We start from the raw sequence: 16,674 nt of genomic DNA, 5'->3' as shown, positions 1-16,674 counted from the left end.
TGGGCGGCGGCGACGGCTTCGGCCACAGTCTGGCGGCTGGCCAGGGCCACGCGCGCGGTGACTTCGCCGGTGGCCGGGTTGTAGACGTCCTGATAGCGATCATCGCGGCTCACGCGCTGGTCGTTGATGTAATGCTCAAGGGTAGTGGACATGGCGGGCGCTCCAGGTAGTTGGCGTTGGCACCACCTTAGGCTTTCGCTTTGTTCCGAACCAGAGCAGAATCCTGAACTTATTGTGCACACTGGCGAACAATACCCCCCATGGAAAAAGCCGAGATCGAAGGGCTGTGGACCCATATCCACTGGCTGTCGGTGCTGGAAGAACAAGGCACCTACACCGCCGCCGCCGTACGCCTGGGCGTGAGCAAGTCGGCGGTGAGCCAGCGTATTTCCGACTTGGAAAAGGCCACCGGCACCCGCCTGGTCACGCGCACCACGCGCAGCGTACGGCTGACCGACGCGGGGCTGTCGTTGACCCGCGAGGTACGCAGCGCCTATGAACACATCGCCCGCAGCTTTTCTTCGGTGCGCGACCAGGCCGGGGAAGTCCGTGGGCTGGTGCGGCTGACCGCGCCCGTGGCGTTCGCCCGGCAACAACTGGTGCCGCACCTGCCGCAATTCTTGCAGCAATACCCGCAGGTGCGCATCCAGCTGGACGTGTCCGACGCCTTGAGTTCCCTGGCCGCCGAAGGCTACGACCTGGCCGTGCGCCATGGTTTCCAGATCCCCGAGACCCATGTGGCCTGGAAACTCTGCGACACCGCCTCGGTGCTGGTCGCCACCCGCGACTACCTGCAGCGCCATGGCGAACCCGGCACGCCGAGCGAGCTGTCGACGCACAACTGTCTGTTCTACCCACGCGGCGCCGACCAGCCGGCCTGGACCTTCGAACGCAGCGGCACACACATCGAACGCCTGACCATCCCCATCGCCGGCAGCTTCGCCACCAACAACAGCGAAGCCCTGCGCGACGCGGCGCTCAACCACCTGGGCATCGCCCTGCTGCCGGACTTCAGCGCCCATGCGGCGCTGGCCGAGGGCAAGCTGGTGCAGGTGTTGAAGGGTTGGACGCTCAAGGGCGCGTTTGCCGATGAGATCTACCTGATTCGGCCGTATTCGCCCCATGTGCCGAAGTCAGTGAGTGCGTTGGTGGGCTTTTTAAAGGCGCAGTTGGCCGGCGGGTTTCGATTCGCCGGCTGAGGCAAAAAAAAGCCCGGCGACACATGCGGATGCGTCACCGGGCAAAGCAAGCGACCTGCTTCAGAAACGCGGCTTGAGCGTTTTCCAGTCCGGTTGATAGCGCTGCATCTGTTTTACGTCATCACGCTGACGGATCCCGCAACTGAGGTATTGGTCATGCAGCTTGCCCAACTGATCGTGGTCAAGTTCCAGGCCCAGCCCCGGTGCGCGGGTGATGCTCACGCAGCCGTCGACGATAGGCAGCTTGCCGCCCTTGATCACCTCCTCGTCCGGCTCCTGCCACGGGTAGTGCGTGTCACAGGCATAGTCGAGGTTGGGCACCGCGGCCGCTACATGGGCCATGGCCATCAGGCTGATGCCCAGGTGTGAGTTGGAGTGCATCGACACGCCCAGGCCAAAGGTGTGGCACATTTTCGCCAGCACTTGGGTGTCACGCAGGCCGCCCCAGTAATGGTGGTCGGCGAGCACGATCTGCACGCTGTTCAACGCAACGCTGCGGCGAAACTCATCAAAGTCGGTCACCACCATATTGGTCGCCAGGGGCAAACCGGTACGTGCGTGCAGCTCGGCCATGCCCTCCAGGCCGGGGGTCGGGTCTTCGTAATATTGCAGGTCGTCGCCCAGCAGTTCGGCCATGCGAATCGAGGTGTGCAACGACCAGTTGCCGTTCGGGTCGATGCGCAGCGGCACGCCCGGAAACGCCTTTTTAAGCGCCTTGATACAGCGCACTTCGTGCTCCGGCTCCAGCGCACCGGCCTTGAGCTTGATGCTTTTGAAGCCGTAGGTTTCAAGCATGCGCCGGGCCTGGGCGACGATCTGCGCTTCAGTCAGGGCCTCGCCCCAACTGTCGGGCTTATAGGGCGAATCGATATGTTCGGCGTATTTGAAAAACAGGTAGGCGCTGAACGGAATCCGGTCGCGAATCGCACCGCCGAGCAGGTCCACCAGCGGCACATTCAGCGCGTGCGCCTGCAGGTCGAGAAACGCCACTTCGAACGCCGAATAGGCATTGCTTACGGCTTTGCCGGCATGGGAGCCCGGCGCCAGCTCCGCCCCGGCAATGCTCTGCGGTTTATACGCCGCCACGGTGGCCTGGACGATAGCGCGCAGGCCATTGAGGTTGAACGGGTCCAGCCCGATCAGCTGTGGCTGAACCTGTTGCTGGATCGCCAGCGCCGGCGCATCGCCATAGCTTTCGCCGAGGCCGATGTAACCGGTGTCGCTTTCAATCTCGATGATCGAGCGCAGCGCAAAAGGCTCATGGATGCCACTGGCGTTGAGCAGCGGCGGGTCGCGAAAGGCAATCGGGGTGACGGTGACGCGGACAATTTTCAAGAGACGGCTCCCTGTGGACCTGGACGCACTGTGTGATGTGCCGTGGATGAAGTGGGCGGCGTACCGCTGCGCGGTGCGGTGCGGGCGAAAAACACCAGCACCGCCGCCACCAGTGAAGTGGCCGCCAGCCCGTAGAGGCCGCCCTCGATGGACCCCGTGGACTGCTCCAGCAAACCGAACGTGGTGGGCGCCACGAAACCGCCCAGGTTGCCGACCGAATTGATCAAGGCAATCACCGCCGCCGCGACCCGCGCGTCCAGGTACCCCTGGGGGATCGGCCAGAACAGCGCTGAAGCGGCCTTGAAGCCGATGGCGGCAAAACAGATGGCGACGAACGCAAACACCGGCCCGCCGATGGTGGACATGAACATGCCGAACGCGGCGATCACCAGCATCAGTGACACCCACGCCTGCTGGTGCTTCCACTTGCTGGCCAGCGAGGCGAAGCCGTACATGGCGACGATGGAAATCAACCAGGGAATCGAATTGAACAGGCCCACCTGGAAGTCACCCAGGTCGCCCATTTTCTTGATCATGCTCGGCAGCCAGAACGTGGCGCCGTAAATGGTCAGGGCGATGGAAAAGTAGATGAAGCAGAACAGGGCGATCTGCGTATCGGCGAGCAGTTTGAACATCGACGGCCGCACGCCCCGGCTCGCCTCGCGCGCCTGTTGCTCGAGTGCAATGGCACTGACCAGCGCGTGTTTTTGCGCAGCGCTGAGCCACTTGGCCTGGTGCGGATGGGACTGCAGCCAGAACCACACGAAGCCGCAGAGCACGATGGAGGCGAAGCCTTCGATCAGGAACATCCATTGCCAGCCATGCAGGCTCAACCCGCTGACGTTGAGCAACGCGCCCGACACCGGCCCGGAAATCACCGAGGCAATCGCCGACCCACTGAGGAAAATCGCCATGGCCTTGCCGCGCTCGCTGGCCGGCAGCCACTGGGTGAAGTAATAGATGATGCCGGGAAAGAATCCGGCTTCGGCGGCGCCCAGGATAAAGCGCAACACGTAGAAGCTGGTTTCCCCCTGCACGAACGCCATGCCCATCGCGGCCGCGCCCCAGGTGAACATGATGCGCGTCAACCATGCCCGCGCGCCGTAGCGTTGCAACAGCAGGTTGGACGGTACTTCGAAGATCGCATAACCGATGAAGAACAGCCCTGCGCCCAGGCCATAGGCCGCCGCACCAATGCCCAGGTCGGTTTCCAGATGGCTGCGCACGAAGCCGATATTGACGCGGTCGATGTAGTTGACGATGAACATCACCACGAACAACGGCAGCACATGGCGCTTGACCCTGGCGGCGGCGCTCGCAAGCACGCGCGGGTCTGGCGCATTCTGGAGGGTATCCACGGGCAACTCCCTTTCATTATTTTTTTGGGGACAGCTCGATGATGGACGCGAGGTATTGTTCCCGTCTAATCTAACCTGGCATTGGATTGATACCGGAATTGGATCAATGTTCGAACTGACACAACTGCGCTGCTTCACCACCGTGGCCACCGAGCTGAACTTTCGCCGCGCCGCCGAACGCCTGAACATGACTCAGCCGCCGCTGAGCCGGCAGATTCAGTTGCTCGAGCATCATCTGGGCGTGGACCTGTTTGTGCGCACCACCCGCAGCGTCGCGCTGACCGCCGCCGGCCGGGCGTTTTTCATCGAGGCGCAGTACCTGCTGGAGCGCGCCCAGCAAGCGGCGGTCACTGCGCGGCGCTTTGCCGAGGGCGATATCGGTACGGTCAACATCAGCTTCGTCGGCAGTGCGGTGTACGAGTTTTTGCCCAAGGTGATCGCCGAGGCGCGGCTCAAGCAGCCCCACGTCAAGATCGACCTGTCCGAAATGAACACCTACCAGCAGTACGAAGCCTTGCGCGCCCGGCGCATCGACCTGGGGATTGTCCGCGCGCCGATGCTGGAGCCCGGCTACGCCACCGAATGCCTGGTGCGCGAGCCATTTGTGCTGGCGGTGCCGAGCAGTCATCGACTGGCCCAGGCAAAGGAGGTCAGCGTGCACGACCTGGATGCGCAACCGTTCCTGATGTACGCCCATTCCGCCTATCCGCCGTTCAATGAGTTGCTCACCGGCCTGCTGCGCTCGGCCCGCGTCGCGCCGCAGTACGTGCAATGGCTGGGCTCGTCGCTGACCATCCTCGCGCTGGTCAACGCCGGCATGGGCCTGGCCCTGGTGCCGCGTTGCGCCAGCAGTGTGGTGTTCAAGAACGTGGTGTTCCGCGATATCGACCTGGGCGAAGGCGCGCAGAGCGAACTGCACCTGATCTGGCGCGAGCACAACGACAACCCGGCGTTCACCATGCTGCTCGAGGGTATCCGCCAGGCAGTGGGCGAGAACCTCCCCGAGCATTGACCCAATCCTGTTGAATACTTGCCTGATCCTCTGAACTTGCAAGCTATTGCATAGATAGCCCTTGCGCGGTGGTCTAGAGTTCGACGATGGGCGACTTACGGTCGCACCACTCCTATAAGAACTTGTGCACCACCCACCGATGATCAGCAGGTAAGCCGCCATGCAATTACGTATTAACCAACAGGCCTATGAGGTCGATGCCGACGCCGACACGCCATTGCTGTGGGTGATCCGCGACGACCTGGGCCTGACCGGCACCAAGTACGGCTGCGGCCTGGCCCAGTGCGGCGCGTGTTCGGTGCTGGTGGACGGCAACGTGGTGCGCTCGTGCGTCACGCCGGTGGCGGCGCTGGTCGGTCGCGAGATCACCACCATCGAGGCCATCGAGGCCGATGAAGTGGGCAAACGCGTGGTCGCGGCCTGGGTCGAGCGCCAGGTGGCGCAATGTGGTTATTGCCAGTCCGGGCAAGTGATGGCGGCCACCGCGCTGCTCAAGCACACCCCGGCGCCCTCGAAGGCGCAGATCGACGCGGCGATGGTCAACCTGTGCCGCTGCGGCACCTACAACGCCATCCATGCCGCCATGGATGACCTGGCCGCCGGGAAGGAGACCGTCTGATGAGCACTATCCTGCCTGACGTAACCCTCGACGCGCCGATCAACCTGTCGCGTCGGCGCTTCCTGGCGAGTACTGCCGTCGGTGCACTGGTGATCGGCTTTGGCCTGCCGCTGGGCACATCCCGGGTGCAGGCCGCCACCGGCGCCGGCGCCGAACGCGGCACCCAGGTGCCGGCGTTCCTGGAGATCCGCCCGGACGGCAGCGTGCGTCTGCTCAGCCCCTTCATGGAAGGCGGCCAAGGCACGCACACCGCCATGGCGCAGATTATCGGTGAGGAGTTGGATGCCGACCCGGCGACGTTCACCGTTGAAGCCGCGCCGCCCGGCGAGGCCTATGTGGTGATGGAAAACGGCATGCGTATTACCGGCGGCAGCATGTCGGTGCGCATGAGTTACCCGACCATGCGCCGCCTCGGCGCCCTCGCCCGGGCCATGTTGCTGCAGGCCGCCGCCGATCAGCTGAATGTGCCGGTCGCGCAACTGACCACCCAGCCCGGCCGCGTAGTGCACGCCGCGTCGGGCCGCTCGCTGGGGTACGGCGAGTTGGCCGGGCGCGCCCTGGACATGCCGGTGCCCGACCCTGCCGGCATCACCCTGCGCGACCCGAGCCAGTTCCGCTGGATCGGCAAGCCGGTCAAACGCCTGGATGCCTATGACAAATCCACCGGCAAGGCGCAGTACAGCATCGACCTGAAGGTCGACGGCATGCTCCACGCCGCCGTGCAGCACGCGCCACGCCTGGGCATGAGCGTGGGCAGCCTGCGCAATCAGGCCCAGGTCGAGGCCATGAAGGGCGTGCATTCGGTGCACACCTTGCCCGGCGCCGTGGCAGTGGTGGCCGAACGCTGGTGGCACGCCAAGCGCGCCGTTGAAGCGATCCAGGTGGACTGGCTCGACGCCGCCGCCGACTCCAGCGTGCGCGCAATGCCGGCGGACTTTTCCAGCGACAAGTACCGTGACTTTCTCGCCACTCAAGAAGGCCCGGCCCGTGACGAAGAAAACACGGGGGACGTAGCCGCCACGCTGGCCAGCGCCAAGACCCGCGTCGACGCCACCTATCACAATCAATACCTCAACCACGCCCAGCTGGAGCCGCCCTCGGCGCTGGCGCGCTACAACCCCGACGGCACGCTGGAGGTGTGGCTGCCGAACCAGGCGCCGGATATGTTCCGCGCCGACATCGCCAAGCGCACCGGCCTGACCATTGAACAAATCACCCTGCACTCCCCGCTGCTGGGCGGTTTTTTCGGTCGGCACTTCCTGTATGAGTCGGCCAACCCGTATCCGCAGGCCATCGCCTTGACCAAGGCCGTCGGTCGTCCGATCAAGCTGATCTGGAGCCGTGAGGAAGAGTTCTTGCGCGATGTGCTGCGCCCGGTCGCGGTGGTCAAGTTCCGCGCCGCGCTGGATGACCAGGGCCTGCCGCTGGCCATCGAAGCGGTCAGCGCCACCGAAGGCCCCACCGAAGGGATTGCCGGCAAACAGGGCGACAAGCTCGACCCCACTGCCCTCGAAGGCCTGTCGGGCAAGAGCTATGCGATTCCCAACACGCGCATCGCGCAGATCTACGTCAAAGGCCCGGCCATGCTCGGCTACTGGCGTTCGGTGGGCAATTCGTTGAACGACTTCTTCTACGAAGCGTTTCTTGATGAACTGGCCGACAAAGGCGGCCATGACCCGTACGAACTGCGCCTGCACCTGCTGCGCGACAATGCGCGGCTGACCACGCTGCTGCAAGCGGTGGGCGAATTGTCCGGCGGCTGGAAGCGCGGGCCGTTCGCTGCCGAAGACGGCAGCCGCCGTGCCCGTGGCGTGGCCATGGCCTCGCCCTTTGGCTCCCATGCGGCGGTGATTGCCGAGGTGTCGATCGAGAACGGCCAGGTCAAGGTGCATGACATCTGGCAGGCCATCGACCCCGGCAGCATCGTCAACCCGGCGATCATTGAAGCCCAGGTCAACGGCGCCGTGGCCCTGGGCCTGTCGCAAACCCTGCTGGAGGAAGCGGTGTACGTGGACGGCATGCCACGGGCGCGCAACTACGACCTTTATCCGATCCTGCCGCCGTCGCGGATGGCGCGGGTGCACGTGAAGATCGTCGAGAGCGGCGAAAAGATGGGGGGCATCGGCGAACCGCCGTTACCGGCCGTGGCACCGGCGGTCGCCAATGCGGTAGCCCGGTTGACCGGCCAGCGCATCCGCAGCTTGCCGTTGAGCCGCTACACCTTCAGTTAACCCACAGGGAACGCCCATGAACAACCGCCGATTCGCAAGAACCGCAGGCTGGCTGGCGCTGCCCTGCCTGGTCGTAGCAGGCCTCCTGGCCTGGTACGTCACCCGCGAGCCCGCCTCGCCGTTCGAACAGGAACACACCACCGGCCTGGACCCGGCACTGGTCAGTCGCGGTGAGTATGTCGCCCGTGTGAGCGACTGCGTGGCCTGCCACAGCCTGGCGGGCAAAGCACCGTTTGCCGGGGGCCTGGAGATGGCCACGCCGCTGGGGGCCATCCATGCCACCAACATCACCCCCGACCGCGACCATGGCATTGGCCGCTACAGCCTCGCCGACTTCGACCGCGCCGTACGCCACGGCGTGGCACCGGGCGGGCGCCGCCTGTACCCGGCGATGCCCTACCCGTCCTACGTGAAGCTCAGCGACGACGACGTGAAAGCGCTGTACGCGTTCTTCATGAAAGGCGTGCAACCGGCCAACCAGGCGAATATCCCAAGTGATATTCCCTGGCCACTGAATATGCGCTGGCCCATCGCCCTGTGGAATGGCGTCTTTGCCCCCACAGCGCCCTATGCGGCCAACCCCGGCCAGGACGCGCTGTGGAACCGTGGCGCGTATATCGTCCAGGGCCCCGGCCACTGCGGCAGTTGCCACACGCCGCGCGGCCTGGCGTTCAACGAGAAGGCCCTGGACCAATCCGGCGCGCCCTTCCTCGCAGGCGCCCTGCTCGACGGCTGGTACGCGCCCAGCCTGCGCCAGGACCCCAACACCGGGTTGGGCCGCTGGAGCGAGGCGCAGATCGTGCAGTTCCTCAAGACCGGGCGCAACCAGCATGCGGTGGTCTACGGTTCGATGACCGAAGCGTTCAACAACTCCACGCAGTTCATGGCCGATGACGACCTGGCCGCCATCGCCCGCTACCTCAAGTCCCTGCCCGGCGACCCGCAGCGTGATGGCACGCCCTGGCAGTATCAGGCGGCCGATACGCGCCAGGACATTCCCGGCGCCCACACCTACGCGACCCGCTGCGCCTCCTGCCATGGCCTGGACGGCAAGGGCCAACCGGAGTGGATGCCACCGCTGGCGGGCGCCACCTCGGCGTTGGCCAGGGAAAGCGCCTCGGCGATCAACATCACCCTCAACGGCTCACAACGGGTGGTGGCCGCCGGGCTGCCGGACGCCTACCGCATGCCGGCATTCCGCGAGCAATTGTCCGACCAGGAGATCGCTCAGGTGCTGACTTATGTGCGCAGCACCTGGGGCAACCACGGCAGCGCGGTTGACGCACAGGCGGTGGGCAAGTTGCGCGGGCATACCGACCCGGCGAGCGCCAGCCCGATCATCTTGCACATGCGTTGATACACAGCGATCCAATGTGGGAGGGGGCTTGCCCCCGATAGTGGTCGGTCAGTCACCTCTTCATTGACTGACACCCCGCCATCGGGGGCAAGCCCCCTCCCACATTTTGCTCCAGGTTGCTCCAGGCACTTACTTGCTCTCGTCGGCCTTGCCTTCCTGCATCTGCACCGACGATTTGCTGCCGCCGGTGTTGTCCTTGGTGGTGTTATCGGAATTATCGAAACACCCGTGCAACAGGAACACGCTGCAAAGGCTCAAGCCCATATAAAACTTCTTCATGGAAACCACCTGCTGAGTGAAGGAAATAGTCGTCAACCCTTGGTGTATGTGGCCAGTACTGGGAGGCAAACGTTCCGCCCAGAGGCGGCGAGACGACGAGTGGTTTGCTGTTGACCTGCTAGCATTTACGCAGAGAATATTCGCGCTAATCTTGATCCGCTACGGCCTGCTGGTGGTGTCCCGAAAAACATCCCGTCTCTCATCCGTGGGCTGAATGCAGCGACACCAACAGAGCGAGGCTTCCCATGCCGGATACCACTGCCACACCAGCGCAACACTGCACGATCGATTACCTTCAAGACACGCTGTTCGGTGCAAACCCACTTTCCTGTGAGTGCCAGGCCCGGATTACGCAGCACGGCGAGCGCGTAACGCTGCGTATTCTGCCGCCCTGGCCGGAAACATTGGCGAAGGCCCATACGCTTACGGTCAAGGCAGAAGGCCGCACCTATCATGGCGTCCTTCTGGAAGCCCAGGCTTGCGGCGCCGATGAACTGGTGCTGGCTGTTGAACGTCAGCCGCAACGGCCGGGGGCAACCGATCACTGACCCACGCCGCCGCTAATGCGCGCAGGCGCATCAATCCGGTTGAACACCCACCTCGGCAGGCTTTCTAGATGTGCTCTACCAACGCCCATGGAGGGACTGCCCAATGACGATTACCCGCCTGCATTCACTGTGCCTGGCGATTTCGATTGCCGCGCTGACCGCCTGCGCCGGCAATGATTCGGCCTCGAATGTCGTCGCGCCCGGCGAGGCCAAGTCACCCACTACGCGCAGCCTCGACGCCGGCGCCGCGCTGTTGCAATCGCGCCCGCCCATCGACGCGCTGAATGCCTACCTGGACGGCTTTCACTTCTACAACGGCCACCCGGACGTGCAGATGGAAGCCCATCACTACTGCGCCATCCTCAACGAGGAGGTGATCCAGTGCGTGATTTACGACGGCAACCGCAAGGACGCCAAGTTGATGGGCGTGGAGTACATCATCAGCGAACAGTTGTTCAGCACGCTGCCTGCGGCGGAAAAGGCGCTGTGGCACAGCCATGTGCACGAGGTGAAGTCCGGCCAACTGATCGCCCCCGGTATTCCTAAGGTGGCCGAACACGCATTGATGGAAAAACTCGTGCACACCTACGGCAAGACCTGGCACACCTGGCATACCGACCTGCACAAGCGCCTGCCGTTGGGTGTTCCGCAACTGATGATGGGGTTCACCGCAGACGGCCAGGCCGACGCGAAGATGGTCGCCGAGCGGGATCAGCGGATGGGGGTCGACAGTGTCAGCAAAAAAAACGATCGCGCCGACATCGCCGCTCCGCCCATCGCGCCCGGTGCGGACGCCTGGCGCGAGGGCAACATCATCCAGATCGTCGACCCCACCCAGGCTCCCCACCAGCACTGACGGCAGCAGCCGGTCATTTGGATTGAACGATCATTTGCCGGCGCTTGCCTTACAAGAATCGGGGCGCGTTCGTTGCCCTTCGCACAAGGAATCCATCCATGTCCTATGACCATCAAGGCACCGCCAGCATCATCACTGCTTCGCGCCACCTGGGCACCGAAGATGATGAACTGCTCAATGAGAACGTCGATATAAAAATGACCTGCAGCGGTAAGCCCACCATTGTCCGCGTGGATTTTTCCAGGCCCCTGCAATGGCCCGGCCATCCGAACTTCCTCACGGTCAATTTGCCGGACGGCACATCTGTCAGCGGTGTAATCGTAGAATTACAACGCCCGGCCGACGGGCCAGGCTGGGTCGCCTTCACGGTGGACGACTGAGACCGAGCGCAGGTCATCGCCTTGTCTGACAACTTCTTTGAATTATTCTTGACGCCAAATATCTGTAGATCATGAGCATAGGGAGGCCTCATGAAAAACAACGAGTTATTCACGATCAATTATCAGCTTCACGGCAAGCCCAGGTCCTTTATCGTGCGGGCGGCGCGCATGAATAACGCTGAAGCATGGCACTGGGCCAGTTGCGATGCCGGCGTGGCGGTCATCCCCAGGTTCGGGCAGAACAACCTCAAGCGCGTCTCCAAGCCGATGGCGGAAAAGTACGGCATTACGGACGTTCGCTGGTGCAGTGCGGCAGCCATTCAGTGGGCGGAGGGCGTTACATCATGAACAGTCAGGTGCTGGGCTTTACCAAGCGGCAGGCGGTGGACGACGAGGTGGTGCAAAACACGCAGATGTTTTTCGAAGCGGATCGACTCGATGCCCTGGCGTATAACATCATCGAATCCTACAGCGGCGATGCGGCCACCTGGGCGCGTTTCACCGAGGCCAAGAAGTCTGCGGATGCGCAGCGTACTACGGCTTATCGAGAGTGGATGCGTATCCACCGCACCAGGAAGAAGTAAACCAATAATCCGAAAGCACTGAATATCCACTGTGGGAGGGGGCTTGCCCCCGATGGCGATCTGTCAGTTACGAAGAGTTGACTGATACACCGCTATCGGGAGCAAGCCCCCTCCCACATTTTGGATTTGCACAGTTCCCGACATCGTCAGCAGCCCCCGCCTGAGTCGCGCATTCACTGCAAGAGAATGAAGTAAACCAATAATCCGAAAGCACTGAATATCCACTGTGGGAGGGGGCTTGCTCCCGATGGCGATCTGTCAGTTACGAAGAGTTGACTGATACACCGCTATCGGGCGCAAGCCCCCTCCCACATTGAGGCCTGCTCTGTTTCCAACTTCCTTAGAGAATCGGCTTGCCCCCGGTCACGCCATAGCGCTCGCCGGAGATATAACTGCCCTCATCGGACGCCAGCAGCACATAGATCGGTGCAACTTCCACCGGCTGGCCTGGCCGCCCCAGTGGCGTGTTGCCACCAAATTCCTTGACCATGTCGTCAGTCATCGTCGACACGATCAACGGCGTCCAGATCGGCCCCGGTGCCACGCTGTTCACGCGAATGCCGCGCTCGCCGAGCATCTGCGCCAGGCCTGCGGTGAAGTTGGCAATCGCGCCCTTGGTCGCCGCATAAGGCAGCAGCGACGGATTGGGCATGTCGGAATTGACCGAGGTGGTGTTGATGATCGAACTGCCCTCGGCCATGTGCGGCAACGCCGCCTTGCAGATCCGGAACATCGCGGTGATGTTGACGTTGAAGGTTTTTACCCAGTCTTCGTCGGGAATGTCTTCCAGGGATTTGTAGGTCATCTGGAACGCGGCGTTGTTGACCAGCACGTCGATACGACCGAACTGCTTGACCGTCTCATTGACAATGGCGCTGCACTGCGCCGCTTCGCCCAGGTCGCCGGGCAACAACAGGCACTGACGCCCCGCCGCTTCGACCCAGCGCGCGGTCTCTTTCGCATCCTCATGTTCATCCAGATACGACACCGCAACGTCGGCACCTTCGCGGGCAAAGGCAATCGCCACCGCACGCCCGATACCGCTGTCGGCGCCGGTGACCAGGGCAATCTTGTTAGCCATCCGGCCCGAACCTTTGTAGCTTTGCTCGCCGCAATCGGGCATCGGCTCCATCTTGCGCTGATCGCCGGGGACGGGCTGCTGCTGTGGCTTGAAGGGTGGTTTTGGGTAATGGGTCATCGGGTTTCCCTCCTGTGTGTGGATAGTGTTGCGAGGGGTGCAGGGGCACGATAGTTCAGAGCGATTTTCAGAAAATCGGATGACCGTTCCGGCCGCTGCACCCAGTGGGTTATTCGTATGGAATCACCGAGATCTTGCCGTTGCGCTCAAGAATCGCGAAGCGGATCTGCCTGATCTCAAGAATGCCCTGGGCCGAGCGCGCCGCCTCGAGGATATCGTCCTCATCCAGGCGTGCGCGCTTGAGGCGTTCGTGGAGCACTCGGCCCTGTTCGACCACGACGGTCGGCCCGCCATCGAGCAAGCGTGAGAACCACAGCGAACGCTGCTTGACCAATGAAAAGCCGATGTCGATGGCGATCAACGTGACGATCACCAGCACCGCATTGGTCAGGGAAAAATCATCGCCCAACAGTGCCTGCTGGGTGGCCTCACCGATCACCATCAACAACACCAGGTCGAAGGTAGTCAGTTCCGCCAGGGAACGCCTGCCGGCGATTTTGAACAGGACCAGCAACACCAGGTAAATCGCCGCTGCGCGCAGGACGGAGTCCATGATTGCCCCCTAGGGATAAATGAACTGTGATAAGTCCACGGTAGCGCCGTTGCTCAGCGAGACCTGGGTGTCGAAGCTGCCGACGCCGTCACTGCGCAAGGTCAGATAAAGCGTCGCCCGCCCTTGATCGTCGCTCAGCGTCCACAGCTTCACGCCCTCTCCCGCCGTGCTGGCCTTGAGTGGCTGGGGTTGGAGCATCTCCACGTTGAAGCCCTGCAACAGCTCGCCGTTGATCGCGACTTCCAGTGGGGTGCGTGCGGGGCCTTGCAGGTGGATCACCAGCCCGTCAGAGGAGCCATTGCGCAGGAAGCGCTGGTATTCGACGCGTACGTGGCCGTCGACGCTGCGCACCTGGCTGGTGCTCAACGGCCCCTTGGAAAACAGCCCTGCCAGCGTCAGCCCAATCAGTACGACCAGCCCATACCAGCCCAGCCGCTCGAAGCGCCAGACCTTGCGCTGCAACGCCATATCCTCGCGTACCGGATAGTCGCGGCTGTGCAGGTCGTCAGGCCCTGACTCGCTCATGTCCCGCCCTCTGTCAGCCCTTGCTGTGCTCCGGCGAAGACGGCCCCTTGGTCACGCCGCGCGGGCCGGACACGGCCCATATCACTGCTCCCAGGAACGGCAGCAGGACCACAACGGCGCTCCAGCCTGCCTTGCTCCCCGAAGAATTTTCGCTACGCCACACGCTGTTGAGGACCCACAGGTCGAGCAACAGCAGGATGATCATCAGGCCAATCCAGAAATACGTGGTTTCCATGGTGCACCTCCCGGTTATGAAACATTAGGTTTACCGGACGCGCACAGGGTTCAGAATTTTTCGACGGGCAGGCGCTGAATCTAAAAAAACGATAGTTGCGACGGAACTGAATCGTTGAATTGATCAATATTTCAGAGGCAAGCAAATTGATACCGTCGCTTTTCAGGCCGGTCACAGCCTTATCGGAACCTGTTGAAGAAGGATTTACGCCATGCACCACACCGACACCTACGCAAAACGGATGGCCTGCCGCCAACTGGCGATGGAGCAGAACCAGAAGCTGTTCGATGAGGCCAACGCCCTCAGCCGCAGCGCATTCGACCTGTTGGAATGCGCCGATTTCGACAGCGAAAAGTTCGATCACTACCTGCGCCTGCGCGCCAGGGCCGAAGCGCTGTTTCGTGAAGCGATCGAGCATCTGGGGGTGCTCAATAAGCATTTCCCGACGCCCGCATCCAGCGTGGCCAATGAGGGTGCGAAGGTTGTCATCCGTGAACGGGAGGTGGCGTGATGAACACCTCAAAGCAGGCCTGGGAGCTGGCGATGGTGCTGGTCGCCAACGGCAAGATCCCGTTCGACCCTGCCAACCCGAGCGGCTCGGTAAAGATCCTTTCGCGGCACCTGGAAGCACTTGAGACCGCACTGCATGAAGAAGCGATGGCAAACACGCCGGTTGAGCACTTGCGCAAGCTCGGCAACCGCCGGCCTGCCCTGGCATGTGCCGATTGAGTTGAGCAAAACAAGGTCAAGGGAGAGGGCTTGCCCTGATGCCGGTCAGTTAAGGCTTTTTGTAGGAGCGAGCTTGCTCGCGAAAAACCCGCAGGCACCGCGTTCATTCAGAAAGCACGCGTTATCGTTGAGGTTTTTCGCGAGCAAGCTCGCTCCTACAGAGGGCATGGCGATGGGTATCGACACAACGCTGCAGCCCCCAAACGTAACCACGATGCGAAGCGAGCCGCTCTTGCTCTTGATCTGCTTTTGATCTCAGGCGCCCCGTTAAACCACGCTGGCCGAACGCAGGCTTGAATCCGTGGGCAACCCGGCAGGACGCCGGGTTAGCCGCACTGGGCCAGGGATGGCCCATTGCGGCGGCCCACGGATTCAAGCCTTCGATCGGGCACACCGAGCCTAAGCGAGGTGCCGAGTGGTGGGGCAAGAGCGTTTTGCTTACTTTTGCGCTTTTCAAAAGTGAGCCGCTGTAAAAGCGGAACCATTAGCAGCCGTTACCGCAGAAACGGATATGTACTCGGTCTTATCCAGCATCCTGGTCGGCCCAGAGGCCGCCATCGGGGGCAAGCCCCCTCCCACACTTGGATTGCGATCAACTCAGCGCAAAGCCATTGCGACCTGCCGACTTCGCCCCATAAAGCGCCCTGTCAGCCGCCGCGACCAAGCCAAGCACAGGCTCCAGTTCAATGCCCCCCGCCGTAGCAATACCGATACTCACACTCACGCGCCCCAACGGGCTGCCCGGATGCTCGATGTTTTCCCGCTGCAGCCGATCAATGATCAGTTGTGCCACCACCACCGCGCCATCGCTGTCGGTCGCGGGCATGATGATGGCTAATTCCTCTCCGCCGTAACGCGCCATCAGATCCGAGGGGCGGCGCATACAAGTCTCCAACAACTGGCTGACCCTCTGCAGACAGGCATCGCCGGCGACGTGACCCAGCGCATCGTTGTAGCGCTTGAAATAGTCGATATCGATCATCAGCAACGCTAGCGTCGTTCCGTCGCGCTGCGCCCGGCGTGCTTCCAGGGCCAGGGTCTCATCGAAGCAGCGACGGTTGGCCAGGCCGGTCAGCGCGTCCTTCATCGCCAGTAATTCAAGCTGCCGGTTGGACTCGAGCAGCTGTTGCTGGGCGATACGCAGCGCCTCTTCCACCTGGGTTCGCCGGCGGATATCGAGGATCAGGAACCAGCCGATCAAACCCGTCAGCCCAAGCAGCCCCGCCACCACCACCGCCGACAACACCGCTTCCATACGCCAGGCCGCCAGCGACTCGTGCTTGCCCAGGGCAACAGTGGTGATCAATGGCAGGCTTTCGCTTTTGCGGAAGGCATACAGCCGCTCTACGCCATCCAGGCTGGAGGTGTACGAAGCGGTACCGACGGAGCGGTCGACCAGATGCTGGGAATAGATCGGCGACTTGGAAAAGTTGCGGCCCATGTCCTGCTCGCGGAAGGGGTAGCGCACCAGCAGGGTGCCGTCGGTATAAGACAAACCGATGGCGCCTTCCTGACCGATGTCGAGTTTGCCGAATACCCGCAGAAAGTTTTCCACCCCCAGCGTCACGGCGACCACACCGGCGAAGTGGCCGGCCGCGTCATCGAAGCGGCGGCTGATGGTCACCACCCACTCTCGGTTGGTATGGCTCTGAATCGGCGGGCCGATGAAAGGCTCA

Annotated in this window: 20 protein-coding genes and 1 pseudogene; 12 read left to right on the top strand and 9 right to left on the bottom strand. The window is 62.5% G+C overall.

The genetic code is table 11. From position 1 onward, the window contains the following. A pseudogene (locus BFP89_RS29535) lies at positions 1–152 on the bottom strand (methylmalonate-semialdehyde dehydrogenase (CoA acylating)); the annotation flags it as partial. A 108-nt stretch (positions 153–260) separates the two neighbouring features. Between BFP89_RS29535 and BFP89_RS26240 the strand changes: the two are divergent. Further along, the gene (locus BFP89_RS26240) at positions 261–1,199 is read left to right on the top strand and encodes a LysR family transcriptional regulator (protein WP_065888343.1); all 939 of its coding nucleotides are present in this window, start codon (positions 261–263) and stop codon (positions 1,197–1,199) included. A 60-nt stretch (positions 1,200–1,259) separates the two neighbouring features. Here BFP89_RS26240 and BFP89_RS26235 read toward each other — a convergent pair whose 3' ends face one another. Beyond that, the gene (locus tag BFP89_RS26235) at positions 1,260–2,534 is read right to left on the bottom strand and encodes a glucarate dehydratase family protein (protein ID WP_065888342.1); all 1,275 of its coding nucleotides are present in this window, start codon (positions 2,532–2,534) and stop codon (positions 1,260–1,262) included. Then, on the bottom strand, positions 2,531–3,892 hold the full coding sequence (locus tag BFP89_RS26230; protein ID WP_065888350.1) for an MFS transporter: 1,362 nt from the start codon (positions 3,890–3,892) through the stop codon (positions 2,531–2,533). The genes BFP89_RS26235 and BFP89_RS26230 overlap by 4 nt, the downstream gene beginning before the upstream one ends. A gap of 106 nt (positions 3,893–3,998) precedes the next feature. Here BFP89_RS26230 and BFP89_RS26225 point away from each other — a divergent pair, with 106 nt between their 5' ends. The 4 genes from BFP89_RS26225 (at position 3,999) to BFP89_RS26210 (ending at position 9,111) form a co-directional block, all read left to right on the top strand. Further along, complete coding sequence (locus BFP89_RS26225; protein ID WP_065888341.1) at positions 3,999–4,904, top strand: LysR family transcriptional regulator; 906 nt, start codon at positions 3,999–4,001, stop codon at positions 4,902–4,904. Between the two features lie 160 nt (positions 4,905–5,064). Then, positions 5,065–5,523, top strand: a complete 459-nt coding sequence (locus BFP89_RS26220; RefSeq protein WP_065888340.1) for a (2Fe-2S)-binding protein — start codon at positions 5,065–5,067, stop codon at positions 5,521–5,523. Beyond that, positions 5,523–7,754: a xanthine dehydrogenase family protein molybdopterin-binding subunit gene (locus tag BFP89_RS26215; RefSeq protein WP_065888339.1), complete on the top strand. Its 2,232-nt coding sequence runs from the start codon at positions 5,523–5,525 to the stop codon at positions 7,752–7,754. The genes BFP89_RS26220 and BFP89_RS26215 overlap by 1 nt, the downstream gene beginning before the upstream one ends. 16 nt (positions 7,755–7,770) lie before the next feature. Next, positions 7,771–9,111 carry a c-type cytochrome gene (locus tag BFP89_RS26210; protein WP_065888338.1) on the top strand — a complete coding sequence of 447 codons (1,341 nt, stop codon included), beginning with the start codon at positions 7,771–7,773 and terminating at the stop codon, positions 9,109–9,111. A 129-nt stretch (positions 9,112–9,240) separates the two neighbouring features. Here BFP89_RS26210 and BFP89_RS29065 read toward each other — a convergent pair whose 3' ends face one another. Beyond that, positions 9,241–9,390, bottom strand: a complete 150-nt coding sequence (locus BFP89_RS29065) for a hypothetical protein (RefSeq protein ID WP_163002802.1) — start codon at positions 9,388–9,390, stop codon at positions 9,241–9,243. Positions 9,391–9,635: 245 nt separating this feature from the next. Here BFP89_RS29065 and BFP89_RS26205 point away from each other — a divergent pair, with 245 nt between their 5' ends. From BFP89_RS26205 to BFP89_RS26185, 5 genes are all read left to right on the top strand, one after another. Beyond that, positions 9,636–9,938, top strand: coding sequence for a hypothetical protein (locus tag BFP89_RS26205; RefSeq protein ID WP_065888337.1), 303 nt, complete (start codon positions 9,636–9,638; stop codon positions 9,936–9,938). A 103-nt stretch (positions 9,939–10,041) separates the two neighbouring features. Then, positions 10,042–10,794, top strand: a complete 753-nt coding sequence (locus BFP89_RS26200; protein ID WP_065888336.1) for an OBAP family protein — start codon at positions 10,042–10,044, stop codon at positions 10,792–10,794. A gap of 98 nt (positions 10,795–10,892) precedes the next feature. Further along, positions 10,893–11,174: a hypothetical protein gene (locus BFP89_RS26195; RefSeq protein ID WP_065888335.1), complete on the top strand. Its 282-nt coding sequence runs from the start codon at positions 10,893–10,895 to the stop codon at positions 11,172–11,174. Positions 11,175–11,264: 90 nt separating this feature from the next. Beyond that, entirely contained in the window at positions 11,265–11,522 is a 258-nt protein-coding gene (locus BFP89_RS26190) for a DUF6555 family protein (protein ID WP_065888334.1), read from the top strand. Next, on the top strand, positions 11,519–11,758 hold the full coding sequence (locus BFP89_RS26185; protein ID WP_065888333.1) for a hypothetical protein: 240 nt from the start codon (positions 11,519–11,521) through the stop codon (positions 11,756–11,758). Before BFP89_RS26190 ends, BFP89_RS26185 begins: the two co-directional genes overlap by 4 nt. 340 nt (positions 11,759–12,098) lie before the next feature. On the opposite strand, the gene BFP89_RS26180 is transcribed toward BFP89_RS26185, so the two are convergent. The 4 genes from BFP89_RS26180 to BFP89_RS26165 all read right to left on the bottom strand — a co-directional run bounded on the left by BFP89_RS26180 (position 12,099) and on the right by BFP89_RS26165 (position 14,269). After that, complete coding sequence (locus BFP89_RS26180; RefSeq protein ID WP_065888332.1) at positions 12,099–12,956, bottom strand: SDR family oxidoreductase; 858 nt, start codon at positions 12,954–12,956, stop codon at positions 12,099–12,101. Positions 12,957–13,065: 109 nt separating this feature from the next. Beyond that, positions 13,066–13,509: a DUF421 domain-containing protein gene (locus BFP89_RS26175; protein ID WP_065888331.1), complete on the bottom strand. Its 444-nt coding sequence runs from the start codon at positions 13,507–13,509 to the stop codon at positions 13,066–13,068. Between the two features lie 9 nt (positions 13,510–13,518). Next, the gene (locus BFP89_RS26170; RefSeq protein ID WP_065888330.1) at positions 13,519–14,034 is read right to left on the bottom strand and encodes a hypothetical protein; all 516 of its coding nucleotides are present in this window, start codon (positions 14,032–14,034) and stop codon (positions 13,519–13,521) included. A gap of 13 nt (positions 14,035–14,047) precedes the next feature. Next, the gene (locus BFP89_RS26165) at positions 14,048–14,269 is read right to left on the bottom strand and encodes a PLD nuclease N-terminal domain-containing protein (RefSeq protein WP_065888329.1); all 222 of its coding nucleotides are present in this window, start codon (positions 14,267–14,269) and stop codon (positions 14,048–14,050) included. A gap of 211 nt (positions 14,270–14,480) precedes the next feature. Here BFP89_RS26165 and BFP89_RS26160 point away from each other — a divergent pair, with 211 nt between their 5' ends. Together BFP89_RS26160 and BFP89_RS26155 are read left to right on the top strand one after the other, a co-directional pair. Next, positions 14,481–14,780, top strand: coding sequence for a hypothetical protein (locus BFP89_RS26160; RefSeq protein ID WP_065888328.1), 300 nt, complete (start codon positions 14,481–14,483; stop codon positions 14,778–14,780). After that, a complete protein-coding gene (locus BFP89_RS26155; protein ID WP_065888327.1) occupies positions 14,780–14,998 on the top strand; it encodes a hypothetical protein in 219 nt (72 codons plus the stop codon). Before BFP89_RS26160 ends, BFP89_RS26155 begins: the two co-directional genes overlap by 1 nt. Before the next feature lie 592 nt (positions 14,999–15,590). On the opposite strand, the gene BFP89_RS26145 is transcribed toward BFP89_RS26155, so the two are convergent. Then, the coding region (locus BFP89_RS26145) for a sensor domain-containing diguanylate cyclase (RefSeq protein ID WP_256097392.1) at positions 15,591–16,674 on the bottom strand (1,084 nt) is incomplete at its 5' end.

Source organism: Pseudomonas sp. 31 R 17 (assembly GCF_900004915.1).
Taxonomy (GTDB): Bacteria; Pseudomonadota; Gammaproteobacteria; order Pseudomonadales; family Pseudomonadaceae; genus Aquipseudomonas; species Aquipseudomonas orientalis_A.
Note: the sequence above shows the minus strand (reverse complement) of the source record. Positions and strands in the feature narration are given on the sequence as shown.